We start from the raw sequence: 12,000 nt of genomic DNA, 5'->3' as shown, positions 1-12,000 counted from the left end.
ACGGACACCCTTGCGTTAAGCTAACCACTACTACTGCCTTCATGGCTCGGGACTTTCACCCTATAGACTGCACCCATGCCGGGCGCACATGCAAGAGGCCTGCTCCTTAACGGACAGGCCTTTTTTCAATGATTTTGCTCACCCAATCATATCCTTCTTCCACCATTATTGCCTGAGGATCCGTATGCGGAGTATACTCCATCACGAAAAATACATTCTTGCTTTCCTCTGCTAAAAATTGCAAAAGCTGCTTTATTCTAAAATGCTCACCATCATTTTCATGTGTTGGATGAACAGGAACCCAAATATATTTTTCACCATGATATTCAACATTGTGCAAATGCGCCACTCGTACAAATTCAACCCATTTTTTTATATACTCAAGAGCCTGGTCCCCTGCAGCCATCAGGTAGTCCCCGATATCAATACAAATGCTGAGTCCGTACTTCCTCCAAGTCTCCACAGAAAAACGGTCAAGATAGTTAATCCCTGCCGAAGAACGCTGGAGTCCCAGCTTTGGTTCACACACAATTGTCAGCCCGTATTTTTTCTGCAGAACACTCAGCTTTTGCAGTCCCTCTTCAATCATTGCGTCCGGATCTTCTTCTGTCTCCTTTTTAAAATAAGGAAAGTGCACCAATATATATTCAGCACCAATCCGCGACATCTCCGCCACTTCAGTCTCAAATTGTTCCCAAGCCTTTTGGGGTTCAACACTGACTTTTTCAATAAGATCATATTTGCTTTGCCCTCGTAAAAGCGGCGAATGCAGCCCAAAACTCCTGTCTGTTTTACGCAGCTGTTTTATAAAATCCTGGAAAGAATCTTCATCCTGAAACTCCCCAATCTCAACATGCTGAAGATTATTTTTAAAAAGCTCCGGAAATTTTTCTCGCTCACTTAAAATAGTGCTCCCGGATATGCCTAATTGATGTGCCATTAGATCTCCTCACTCATTAATTATTAATTTTATCTTAACATGAAACATGTAACTTTTTGGTAAAAAGGGCGTCTAATCCTTAAAACGCAGAAGGAGACCATGATGCTAAAAAAATTTTCCGCAGCCATACTTGGTTTTCTGCTTTTATTCATTCTCTTTTTCCGGAATGGTATCATATTGGATTCAATCGGCATTCATCTGGAGAACCCTTTTTCAAAAAAGGTTTTAATTCCCGCTGACTATTCTCGAGCTGACCGCAATCAAAACGGCATCGTCGATCCAATGGATGTAGTCATGGCCGCGAGAAAAGAAGTGGAGCAGCGCACGACTTATAATAGCGCCTATTATGCCGGGGGATACCCTCCTGATGAAGAAGGCGTTTGTACAGATGTAATCTGGCGGGGATTTAACGGGGCATCAATTACAATCAAAGATCTTATCGACAAGGATATTGCAAAAAACACGGACTTATATCAGCGCGTAAACGGCAAACCGGATCCGAACATCGATTTCAGGCGTGTCCCCAATCAAAATGTGTATTTCAGCCGGTACGCAAAATCTTTAACCACTAAGCTTATTCCGGGAGATACAAATAACCTTCAGCAATGGCAGCCCGGCGATATCGTTGTTTTCCTTACTCCCAAGTTTGACCATGTCGCCATCATATCTGACAAACGGACAAAGGATGGCATTCCTTACGTCATCCATAACTCGACACCTTTTGCGGCCGAAGTGAAGCTATCTTCCTTTCAAACACCCATTACGGCGCATTATAGATGGAATTTTTGAAAAAACACGCCTGCCCTGCCGCGAAGCAGAAGCAGGCGTATTTATTGATAACTATCTGGCTTTTTTCGAACCAATTTCCGTTTTCTTATCGTGCTGCTACCGTATTGCCTGCTGGCCACTCCTCACAGGTGTAAGCCATCTCCCAGAATCCAAGCTCCAGCTGGCAGCTTTTGCGATAGGCATCCTTCATTCGCTGCCTTTCTTCTGGAGATGCTGCTTCCGCAAGCTCATCCAAACGATTCCTCATATTCATGGTAACTGTTTCAACCCTTAAATTTGCATAGAAAGAAATCCACGGGTAAAAAGGATGGTCCTCCTGCGGCTCATATTGCTTCATGAGCTCAAGCCCGATTTCCCAATAAGTCCAAGGGCAAGGCAATAACGCAGCGAGGATTTCGCCCATCCCGCCTGTATGGGCATGGTACATCATATGCTTGACATAATGGTCTGCCGTCGGAGGAAGCGGGAAGCCCTGCAGCTCTTCATATCCCACACCAATCTGCTGGCAGAAATTATGATGAGGGTGGATTTCGCTGTTCAGTACAAATTCAATTTGCTGATTGAAATAAGCAATATCCTTCCGCTCAGGAGACTTGGAAATAGCGATTCCGTATATATGCATAAAAGCATTCAAATACTCATAATCCGCTTTAATATAATGGGCCAGCGCCTCTTTCGGCACATCTCCTCTTCCGATCCCCTGTACAAACGGGTGCTGAAAAATAAGCTGAAATAAATCATCATTCTCTTTGCGAAGAATTTCTGTAAAAGTCATTAAAATAGCCTCCTCATTATTCAGAAGCTGCCGGGGAAAAAGCATGAGGAAAAATTGAGGTCCTCACCGCTTCCCTGCGCTGGCATTACCCAGATCAGGTTCCAAGGGACAAAGGAAAAACTCCTTATCTCAGCCGAAGCGCCCCTAGCAGTTTTCTTATTGTTTTTTATTCGTTGCTGCCACTTCTTTTAACTTGTTTCGGTAAAGCTGCTTCATACCAGTTCTTTGAGAGTTGCTTCATACCAGTTCTTTGAGAGTTGCTTCATACCTGCTTTATGAAACCGCATTGTCCCGCTTATTTCGCTGAAGCTGATTCAGACTGCTCTTTTCAGCCGCTTCTTCTCGCTCCATCGGCTTCAAACCCTCTATTCTTCCGTACAGCAAAGCACGCTCGCTAAAAACTCACATATTCTGCACTAAATTTTTTTCCTTCACTTTAGCGAGTATCATCCACCCAATAGCCGCACCGGCAAAGCTGCTGACAAGAAATGGCGGTATAAAGAAGAAGGCGCCAGCTGCGCTTCCCATCAATATCTTTGCATACGGGACGGCAAACAGTGCTCCAATGATGCCAGTGCCCACTACTTCACCAACTGCAGCCCAGACTTTCCGGCCGAATTTTTGATAAAGCACGCCTGCCAAAAACGCGCCAATCATTCCGCCTGGAAATGCAAGCAGCGTCCCAAAACCAAGCAGGTTTCGCAGTAATCCGATCATAAACGCCACTCCCACTGCCGGCAGCGGCCCAAGTGTTACTGCCGCCAATACATTCACCGCATGCTGGACGGGATAGGCTTTGGCCACACCTGCCGGAAACCATAACAAATGGGAGCCCAGCGTTCCAATCGCCACAAATAATGCCATCGTCGTCAATAAACGGGTTTTATTCACCTTAACCTCCTTCCTCAAGGGCAGCCTGATCGCTTATCATGGAGAAAAGTATGTACATAAGAAAAGCGCAAGGCGCCTGGCGCTGGACAGTTATCGAAGTTCAAAGCTTATACTTTCTTTCCTTCAAAAAAAGCCAGATCCGCGAAAGGACCTGGCTTGGTTTAAGTATAAATGATTCGACATACCTTCAAAGCCTACTTCCCTCCGCTGGCATTAACCAGATCAGGTCTATAAGAGTCGGAAAGCTATATCGCGCTTCCCTCTCAGCCCGCACATTCGGGGCACCCCTAGTAGTTTCATAGATATTTAATTTGATAAGCTGCCTCAAGCTTAACAAATTATTCCGGGACTGTCATCATTCTTTTTGCTTAGATGCTTTTATCAATACATCCAATTAAACGGTTTTCAATATCAGCCGCAATGCTTTGAACGGATTCGTCATTGACGAGTTCAATCATGCTTGTCGGCTTAGGCATGCCAATTTTCGTTTTCCCGGCATCCTCATAGACTACAATTTTACAAGGCAAGAAATAGCCAGCCATTTTGTTCTGTGTTAATACGCGATGTGCTTCAAATGGATTGCAAACTTCTAAAACACGGAAGGATTCATTATAGTCCAGCCCTTTCTCCTGCAGTTTTTCCTGGACGTTAAACTTCCAAAGGACCCCGAATTTTTCTTCCTTCAGGCTTTCTTCAAGCGAAGAAATCGCTTCATCAATCGATTTTTCGGTTTCTGCTGTGTATTCGAACATGATTGCATCTCCTTTTGTATCGGTATTTTGGTGGATCGGCACATCTTCAATTAGAATGTTAGTGTAACATCCGCATCGTTGGCAAATTCAAGGAATGTTACAGCTCCGCCAACTTCAATTCCATCTACAAAAGCTTCTTTTTCAAGTCCCATAACATCCATAGTCATTTGGCATCCAATAAATTTAACGCCTAAATCCTGTGCCATTGCCACTAATACAGGAATTGCAGGAACATTGGCTTTTGCAAAGCCCTCTGCAAAATGCTCTTTTCCTTCAGGCATTGGAAGCTGCTGGTATGCTTCTTTATGAATTAAGTTTAATCCTTCGAAAGTGAAGAAAATCGCTACTTCTGCATCCGTTGCTGCCGCCGCAGTCGCAATGTTGTACACCTTGTATGCATCAAATAATCCGCCGTTGCTTGCAATAATTGCTACTTTTTTACTCATTGTAATTCCTCCTGAAAATTTTATTTTTTGGGGACATTTTAAGACCCTATGTAAGCTCTTTATACATTTACCCCTATAGGTATATTATTAAACATAGATTCTTCTGTCAACAAAAAAACTCCCTTTCTCTAGGGAGTTTTCTCTTAAACTATTTAATGAGCTGCAGACTGGCCATTCCCCTCAAGCTGCTGACCCCGGCTAAAGAGAGAGAGACCTTTGTTTCTTCTATAAAATTGGCAAGCACCTTTTCGACGCCAGCCTGCCCGCCAATGGCCAATCCATATACATAAGGCCTTCCCAGGCAAACAGCATCCGCTCCAAGCGCCAGTGCTTTAACCACATCGGACCCTCGGCGAATTCCGCTGTCAAAGAGAACAGGAATCCGGCCATTTACTTCTTTCGCAATCGGTCCAAGTGCATCAATCGCAGCCGTCACGCCATCCAGCTGCCTCCCGCCATGATTGGAAACAATGATGCCATCTATTCCTTTCTCAACCGCAAGCTTCGCATCTTCCGGATGGAGGATGCCTTTTATTAGAACCGGCAAATGTGTTATCTCTTTTAATCTGGCAACATGCTCCCAGCTTAAAGTTGGATGATGGATATTATCGAGGATCCCCTGGACCACATCGCCATCTTTAAGAGAGGCCATAAATACCGGATCAGTTTCATAGTTTGCCTTTCCATAGCCCAGCTTTAATGGAGAAAAATTGTTCCTGAGATCCGCTTCCCTCCATCCCATCATGACTGTATCGACCGTTAAAACGATCGCTTCATACCCGGCTTCCTCCGCACGGCGCGCCATATTAAAAGCCGCCTCTTCGTGATTGGACCAATATAGCTGAAACCATTTCGGACTGCTGCCCGTTGCTGCGGCGATCTCTTCAATCGAGTGGCTTGAAACCGTGCTCTGAATAAAAGGAACCTGATAAGCAGCCGCCGCTCTGGCCGACGCAAGCTCCCCCTCTTCATGTTCAAGCCGCTGCATCCCAATTGGCGCCAGAAAAATTGGATAAGGATATGTCTTTCCGAATAGCGTTACACTTGTATCCGGTACCGAAACATCCCTCAGCATTCTTGGTACAATCGAATATTTCGCGAATGATTCCGTATTTTTTCTCAGGGTTTCTTCCCCGCCCGCACCTGATTGGACATACCCAAATCCCCCAGCCGCCATCTTTCTCTCTGCTTCCTTCTCCAGCTCTGTGTAGGAGATCGGGAAATTCTCTGCGAAGCTAATATTCTCTACCTTTGCCATTTTTCCAGTCCTGCCTCTCACTTAAAATTAGAATTTATTGAAAATAATATCATTTTTTTGGATTTATTGAAACCGTGTTGGCGTTTCGCGATTATATTTTGAATATCGCGGATATAACCGGATTTTTCGCGGATATACGGCCCCCACGTACCTCAACAGCAAATGTTTTTATCAAAAAGCAGGGATTTCATCAAAAATTCGTGAATAAGTCAACATATCTTAACCATATTGGAGTGTACAAAATGCTAATCAAACAGCCTTTTGATGAATTTTTAAAATTTCATTATGAAAGAGTCGATGAAACCCATATGAAAGTGACTTTGCCAATCCAGCCGCTTTTCATCAATAGCGCCGGACTTGTCCATGGCGGGATTATTTCCACGCTGGCGGATGTGGCGATGGGGAATATTTTTAAACCGGATGAAAACAATATGCAAACCGTTGTAACTGCAGATTTAAAGGTTAGCTTCTTAAGGGGCGCCACCGGTGAGTATCTTATTGCCGATGCTCATCTGGTAAAAAGAGGCCGGACACTGAACCACACAGATTGCCACATCTACAATAACCAGAATCAGCTGGTTGCCAAAGCATCCGGCATTTTCGCTTCTATCTGATTAAAATCAAATCCACTTTTCTGGAAATCCATCGCATAGCCTATCGTGTGCAGGGTATAGATACGTAAACAACGATAGGGAGGAATTTCAACATGGAGCATGTGAAAGCAATCTTGATTAAATTATTAATGATCACGGCCGTTTTGGGAATAGTCTTAACCGGTTTCTTTGATATTGGATTCACCGAAACGCTGATCATTAGCTTCGTTCTGACACTTGCAGCTTACGTACTCGGCGACATGATGATATTCCGAATGGCCGGTGATGAAACCGAGCATACAAAAAGGAATGCCATTGCCACCGTATCAGACATCGGCCTTAGTTTTTTCGTCATCTGGCTTTTAGAAGAAATGATTGTGGCTGGAAAAGACAATCTTACATTGGCAGCCTTTGTTTCCGCTCTTGTGATCGGTGCAGGAGAATGGTTCTTCCACGGTTATCTGGACAACCGGGTTTTTCATAATGATGATGCTCATAATTAAAAAAGGCTGTTTTCGCAAGCTTTGTTGCTTTTTAGACAAGTAGTAAGGAGAGGTTGATTTCCGCTCCAGGATGCTCCCTTTCCGCGGGGCGGGCGGTGAGCCTCCTCGGCGCGCAGCGCCTGTGGGGTCTCACCTGTCCCACTCCTCCCGCAGGACATTGAATAAGCTTCCTTGAATAAACACCGCACGAAGGAAATGCGATAGCATTTTCGAGGAGCTCGCACCTTACGCTCCAATCAACATCATTTAATTAATGTTTTTTATTAAAAAAACTATTTAAAAACAACATTTCTTTATATAACAGCCTTAAAAAAAGACCCCTCATTCTGATGTGCACCCCAAAAGTTAGACGAACTAATTCTAACTTTTGGGGTGCACATCATTCAGGAGTCTTTTTTGACGGGTTCTTAATACTCAATCTCATCATAATTCTTAGGCTGCGGAATCGGCTGATTACCTTCATGCTTGCCAAATTCATTGATAAGCTGCTGCTCTTCTGTGAGTGAATTTTGAGGCTTTTCTTTACTTTCATCCTGCTTTTTCAACGTTATGACCCCTTTCAAGTGTTCTAAAAATTAATATGCTCACTTTTCAAGGAATCAACCATTCATGCTTATTAGCCCCAATAAGGCTTGATTTGACCGCGAATCTCTCCGTCTGGGTTTTGGGCTGTATGCACGTTAACATATGTGTCCCCATCACTCATTAGGTCTATAAGAACGGATAGAGGTTTTCCTTCTAAAGGACCCACTAAATCCCTGGCTGTAATGATCCCTTCTACAACACCCTTATTTACACTAATGTCAGGATCGATTAAGCCAAAAAGAAAAACGACAACTGGACCGTTTACACCCCTTCTTCCTAAATGAATATGAGCTTGAGTAAAGTTGGAAAGATCATTAACTGTCAAACGGTAGCCCATTTTCCTCTTATCCTTGCTTACTTTCAATTTTGCCGTGCCAAAAGCATCGGTACGAACTGGCGGAACTTCTTCACTGCCTTTTAACCTGGCGAAAAAAAGTTCATTTCTGTCCATTATTATTCCTCCTGTTCATTACACAATTTAATGATATATTTTATGCCCTGGGGCAAAAGAATGATTGTACAAACACCGAGATAAAGCGCTAAATTGGCTATATGCTTATGGAAAGAAGGATTTTTCCCTCTTTCCGCTAAATAGTTATATAGCTAAAATCCAAAGGAGGGCAAACATGTCTAATTATATTTCTCATATTGCAACAGTCGAGATTCCGGTATCCAATCTGGATCGATCGGTTCATTTTTATGTGGAAGTTCTTGGTGTTGAAGTGGAGTTCAAAGGAGAGAAGAACGCCATGCTAAGCTTTCAATCAAAGGGTGTGCCTACGATATTCCTGGTTGAAACCGCAGCAGAGGGGAAATCTCTTTCATTCGCCAACTCGAATGATGGTGTCGAGCATAGTGTGATTGATTTTTATACACCTTCTTTAAAAGAGCTCCACCAATGGCTGCAGGAGAAGAACGTGGAAGTTGGGCCACTCAACCTCAACCAGGAGCACGGCCTTGGCGGATTCGGCTTCAAAGATCCGGATGGCAACCTGCTCAGCGCCTGCAATGTGCTGCATAAAGGGCAATAAACCCGCTCATTAACGAGCGGGTTTTTTATATACCAAAATAAGACTAGCGCCCTACTGCAAATTACGGCGGAGGCTGATATGGACATCCCTTTTCCCTTGCTACACTTATAAAGTGATTCAAAAGGAGGGAAAAAGGTTGAAAAAATTAAGCACAAAAGCGACCAGGTGGCTAAAAATCCTTCATATCATTCTCGTTTCATTATTTTTCGGGGGAATCATGAGCTCGCTCGCATTAAATTTCTCCATGGAAATGGCCGCCTATGGTCAAGCCCTGGAAATGTACAAAAATGTGGTGACAATTAGTGATTATGTCGTTCGGGTTGGTGCAATCGGTACGTTATTAGTTGGCTTTATTTATGGATTTTTTACAAACTGGGGATTTTTCAAGCACAGATGGGTTACCGTTAAATGGATTTTATTTATCATCCAAACCGTGGTCGGCATTAATATCGTCGATGAACGAATGATGGAAAATATGACTCTTCTTGAAGCGGAAGGCAGCAAGGCATTATCGAATCCTGTTTTTATTGATAATCATATAACCCGCCAATATGCCGTCTACTTTCAAATCGCTGTTACCCTCTTCATCTTTGGCATTTCCGTATTAAGGCCCTGGAAAAAGAAAAAGCAAAATTAAAAATGGCAGTGATTCACTGCCATTTTTCTATTGGACGCCATTAAGAAATTCCTTCAGTCTCTCCTGATATTCCTGCTCTGCCACCGTATATCCGTCTGTATGCCCTGCACCCGGCACGATCCAAAGCTCTTTCTCGCCGCCGGCTTCCTCATAAATCTCATAGGCCATTTCAGTTGGCACCAGATCATCCTGATCTCCATGAATAATGAACAGAGGAAGCTCGTTTTTCTTCACCTGTTCGATAGCCGACGCTTCATTGAAAGAGTATCCAGCTCTGATTTTTGTAAAGACACTTGTAACCTGCATCAAAGGGAAAGATGGCAGATGGTAAATATGCTTCAGCTGGTGGGCCAGTTCTTCATGGACCGTCGTATAGCCGCTATCCGCAATAATCCCCTTCACTTCAGGCGGGAGATCTTCGCCGCTTGCCATCAATACGGTTGCAGCTCCCATTGAGAATCCATGTAGGAAAACCCTGTCGGCACCTTCTTCCTCCTTCAATAAATCAATCCATCCAAGATAATCCTTGCGTTCATGCCAGCCATATCCAATATAATCGCCTTCGCTTTTCCCGTGCCCTCTGGCATCAGGCTTCAGCACATCATATCCCAGTTCGTAATAAAACTTGGTGATGCCAGGCATCTGCTTACTATTCCCCTTATAGCCATGAGCCAGAATCACTGCTTTTCCGTTCGAATCCGGATTGTTTAAAAAGCGGGCTTTCAGCTTCAAGCCATCTTCTGAGGTGATCTCAATCTGGTCAAAAGTTTGTTCCTCTGTCCACTTCATAACCTCCTCCAGCTTCGCCTGTGTCTCCTCCTCCAACGCAGCGCTGACAGTCTGCGCATTCCCGCTATATAAATCAACCGGATCATGGCTCCGATTGATGGCCACATTGTAAAAATAATTACCTGCACCAAGCAATGCAGCCGATAATAAAATCAGCACACTGCCGGCTATCCAAATCATCCTCTTTTTCATCCATAAATCCCCTTTTCACATTCGCAATTACCCGAGTCTGCCAAGGTGCTGCAGCCATTCAATCAAACGTTTGATTAAAATGCTTTTTATACTCTTTTAAAGTGATAGAGTTATATTATTTATTATATATTTATAACAAGAGAAATAGATATATAAAGGAATGAGGCCTCCATGATAAAATTAAAATTTTTTACAGAAGAAGAATTTAAATTGCTTATAAGCTGGATCACAACCCCTGAACTCATGGTTCAATGGAGCGGTGCCCATTTTAAGTTTCCACTCGACCAAGAGCAGCTGATCAAGTATAGCAGCTTTGCCAATCAAGAAAACAGCACGGAGTACATTTATAAAGTAATAGAAGCCGATTCAGATGAAATCATTGGCCATATTTCACTGGGCAGAATTGACCGCGTAAATGAAAGTGCCCGGATTGGAAAAGTCTTCATCAGCCCTGCCGCTCGCGGAAAGGGCTATGCATCCGAAATGATCCGGCAGATCCTCGCCATCGCTTTCAATGAGTTAAAATTAAATAGAGTCAGCCTTGGTGTGTTTGATTTTAATAGAGGGGCAATAAAAGTCTACGAGAAAGCAGGCTTCCAAAAAGAAGGACTTCTCAGGCAAACAAATAAGGTGAAGAATGAATATTGGAACCTGATTGAAATGGGCATCCTCCGTTCCGAATGGCATGAGCAGACTGGGCCCGGCAAGATTCAATCAAACGTTTGATTGAAAAAAGAGCTCTGCCAGCTGAATGGCAGAGCTCCTTAAAATCTATTTATTAACACCGGATTCCTTGGACATTTTTTCTTTCCCAATAAACAAACAAGGCAGAGAGGTCTCCGCCTTGTTTTTATTAGCTTGCTTTTTCCTCCATAGGTGCTTCCTGCTTTTCCTTCGATAAAAACCAGCCAGCCAATGCAATCCCAATTAAGACTGCGTAGAAAGTGATTTTCCATTCAGGCGATTTGGCGAAGCCTTCAGGAAGGATGGCCAGTGCCGGATGGGACATCGTGTAGACAGCCAATTTAACGCCAACCCAGCCGACAATCCCGAAAGCTGCGATCTCGAGGCCTGATCTCTTTTGAAGCAGATCCACAAAGAAGTTAGCCGCAAAACGCATAATGATTAATCCGATCATTCCGCCGGCAAAGATCACCAAGAACTTTCCGCCATCAAGTCCGCCTATGTGCCCTAGACCTGTATCCGGGAGAGCCACAGCCAACGCAACAGCTGCAAGAATGGAATCAACCGCAAACGCAATATCCGCAAGTTCTACCTTAAAAACAGTCATCCAAAATCCGGATTTCTTTTTATCCTTATTCATTCCAGCTTCGTGCTCGCCCTTCTTGACGAGTGCTTTTCTAAAGATATGGTTAATGGCAATAAACAGAAGGTAAAGCGCACCGATCGCCTGTACCTGCCACACGTCTACAAGGAACGATATGGCAAAGAGGGAACCAAAACGGAAAATAAACGCTCCAGCCAATCCGTAAAATAATGCTTTCTTCCTCTGCTCTTCCGGAAGATGCTTCACCATAATGGCTAAAACAAGTGCGTTATCAGCAGCCAGCAGCCCTTCCAAGGCAATCAGCAGCAAAAGTACCGAGCCGTACTCCAATAAAAGTGATAATTCCATTTAAATACCCTCCCTTAGTTCGCTTTTACGTGTTTTTCATCCAAACGTTTTTCAATCTTCGCAAGCTCTTCCCGATCTCTAAGGAGCTCTTCTTTGTTCTTTTTAATCAGCTCTGAAAACGACATCTTTTGCTTCTTCATCTTTCAGGTCTCCTTTCTTTTGATCTTTGAGTATGGATAGCTT

At 43.7% G+C, this 12,000-nt stretch carries 17 protein-coding genes and 2 riboswitches; of the genes, 6 read left to right on the top strand and 11 right to left on the bottom strand.

The features are described from left to right. Positions 1–106: 106 nt before the first annotated feature. On the bottom strand, positions 107–940 hold the full coding sequence (locus J7I93_RS23820; protein WP_214729208.1) for a TIM barrel protein: 834 nt from the start codon (positions 938–940) through the stop codon (positions 107–109). A 99-nt stretch (positions 941–1,039) separates the two neighbouring features. Between J7I93_RS23820 and J7I93_RS23815 the strand changes: the two genes are divergently transcribed. After that, a complete protein-coding gene (locus J7I93_RS23815) occupies positions 1,040–1,729 on the top strand; it encodes a DUF1287 domain-containing protein (protein WP_251025978.1) in 690 nt (229 codons plus the stop codon). Between the two features lie 85 nt (positions 1,730–1,814). Here the strand turns inward: J7I93_RS23815 and tenA are convergent, their stop codons facing one another. From tenA to J7I93_RS23790, 5 genes are all read right to left on the bottom strand, one after another. Continuing rightward, positions 1,815–2,504, bottom strand: a complete 690-nt coding sequence (gene tenA / locus J7I93_RS23810) for a thiaminase II (RefSeq protein ID WP_214729206.1) — start codon at positions 2,502–2,504, stop codon at positions 1,815–1,817. A 54-nt stretch (positions 2,505–2,558) separates the two neighbouring features. Then, a riboswitch (TPP riboswitch) is annotated at positions 2,559–2,660 on the bottom strand. A gap of 246 nt (positions 2,661–2,906) precedes the next feature. After that, positions 2,907–3,395: an energy coupling factor transporter S component ThiW gene (gene thiW / locus J7I93_RS23805; RefSeq protein ID WP_214729204.1), complete on the bottom strand. Its 489-nt coding sequence runs from the start codon at positions 3,393–3,395 to the stop codon at positions 2,907–2,909. A gap of 182 nt (positions 3,396–3,577) precedes the next feature. After that, positions 3,578–3,694, bottom strand: a riboswitch (TPP riboswitch). Between the two features lie 69 nt (positions 3,695–3,763). After that, positions 3,764–4,147 (bottom strand): DUF302 domain-containing protein, encoded by a 384-nt coding sequence (locus J7I93_RS23800; protein WP_214729203.1) that lies wholly within the window; start codon positions 4,145–4,147, stop codon positions 3,764–3,766. A gap of 50 nt (positions 4,148–4,197) precedes the next feature. Continuing rightward, positions 4,198–4,593 (bottom strand): DsrE/DsrF/DrsH-like family protein, encoded by a 396-nt coding sequence (locus J7I93_RS23795; RefSeq protein WP_214729202.1) that lies wholly within the window; start codon positions 4,591–4,593, stop codon positions 4,198–4,200. Between the two features lie 148 nt (positions 4,594–4,741). Next, positions 4,742–5,851, bottom strand: a complete 1,110-nt coding sequence (locus J7I93_RS23790) for an alpha-hydroxy-acid oxidizing protein (protein WP_214729201.1) — start codon at positions 5,849–5,851, stop codon at positions 4,742–4,744. Between the two features lie 242 nt (positions 5,852–6,093). Here J7I93_RS23790 and J7I93_RS23785 point away from each other — a divergent pair, with 242 nt between their 5' ends. Both J7I93_RS23785 and J7I93_RS23780 read left to right on the top strand, forming a co-directional pair. Next, positions 6,094–6,465 carry a PaaI family thioesterase gene (locus J7I93_RS23785; protein WP_214729200.1) on the top strand — a complete coding sequence of 124 codons (372 nt, stop codon included), beginning with the start codon at positions 6,094–6,096 and terminating at the stop codon, positions 6,463–6,465. 92 nt (positions 6,466–6,557) lie between these two features. Continuing rightward, on the top strand, positions 6,558–6,947 hold the full coding sequence (locus tag J7I93_RS23780; protein ID WP_214729199.1) for a DUF2512 family protein: 390 nt from the start codon (positions 6,558–6,560) through the stop codon (positions 6,945–6,947). 407 nt (positions 6,948–7,354) lie between these two features. On the opposite strand, the gene J7I93_RS23775 is transcribed toward J7I93_RS23780, so the two are convergent. Further along, positions 7,355–7,492: a hypothetical protein gene (locus J7I93_RS23775; RefSeq protein ID WP_214729198.1), complete on the bottom strand. Its 138-nt coding sequence runs from the start codon at positions 7,490–7,492 to the stop codon at positions 7,355–7,357. 71 nt (positions 7,493–7,563) lie between these two features. Next, on the bottom strand, positions 7,564–7,983 hold the full coding sequence (locus J7I93_RS23770; protein WP_214729197.1) for a CHRD domain-containing protein: 420 nt from the start codon (positions 7,981–7,983) through the stop codon (positions 7,564–7,566). A 175-nt stretch (positions 7,984–8,158) separates the two neighbouring features. Here J7I93_RS23770 and J7I93_RS23765 point away from each other — a divergent pair, with 175 nt between their 5' ends. Continuing rightward, positions 8,159–8,563, top strand: coding sequence for a VOC family protein (locus tag J7I93_RS23765; protein WP_214729196.1), 405 nt, complete (start codon positions 8,159–8,161; stop codon positions 8,561–8,563). A 136-nt stretch (positions 8,564–8,699) separates the two neighbouring features. Next, a complete protein-coding gene (locus J7I93_RS23760) occupies positions 8,700–9,200 on the top strand; it encodes a DUF2269 family protein (protein WP_214729195.1) in 501 nt (166 codons plus the stop codon). 27 nt (positions 9,201–9,227) lie between these two features. Here J7I93_RS23760 and J7I93_RS23755 read toward each other — a convergent pair whose 3' ends face one another. Further along, positions 9,228–10,181, bottom strand: a complete 954-nt coding sequence (locus J7I93_RS23755; protein ID WP_214729193.1) for an alpha/beta hydrolase — start codon at positions 10,179–10,181, stop codon at positions 9,228–9,230. A 171-nt stretch (positions 10,182–10,352) separates the two neighbouring features. Between J7I93_RS23755 and J7I93_RS23750 the strand changes: the two genes are divergently transcribed. Next, positions 10,353–10,907: a GNAT family N-acetyltransferase gene (locus J7I93_RS23750; RefSeq protein ID WP_214729191.1), complete on the top strand. Its 555-nt coding sequence runs from the start codon at positions 10,353–10,355 to the stop codon at positions 10,905–10,907. A 127-nt stretch (positions 10,908–11,034) separates the two neighbouring features. Here the strand turns inward: J7I93_RS23750 and J7I93_RS23745 are convergent, their stop codons facing one another. Both J7I93_RS23745 and J7I93_RS23740 read right to left on the bottom strand, forming a co-directional pair. Then, complete coding sequence (locus J7I93_RS23745) at positions 11,035–11,817, bottom strand: TerC family protein (protein ID WP_214729189.1); 783 nt, start codon at positions 11,815–11,817, stop codon at positions 11,035–11,037. Positions 11,818–11,831: 14 nt separating this feature from the next. Next, positions 11,832–11,957, bottom strand: a complete 126-nt coding sequence (locus J7I93_RS23740) for an FbpB family small basic protein (RefSeq protein ID WP_214729187.1) — start codon at positions 11,955–11,957, stop codon at positions 11,832–11,834. Positions 11,958–12,000 lie beyond the last annotated feature (43 nt).

The sequence above is a fragment of the Bacillus sp. ISL-47 genome (genome assembly GCF_018613175.1).
In the GTDB taxonomy this organism is placed as follows: Bacteria; Bacillota; Bacilli; order Bacillales; family Cytobacillaceae; genus Cytobacillus.
The sequence above is the reverse complement of the archived record's forward strand: the minus strand, read 5'-3'. Positions and strand labels throughout refer to the sequence as shown.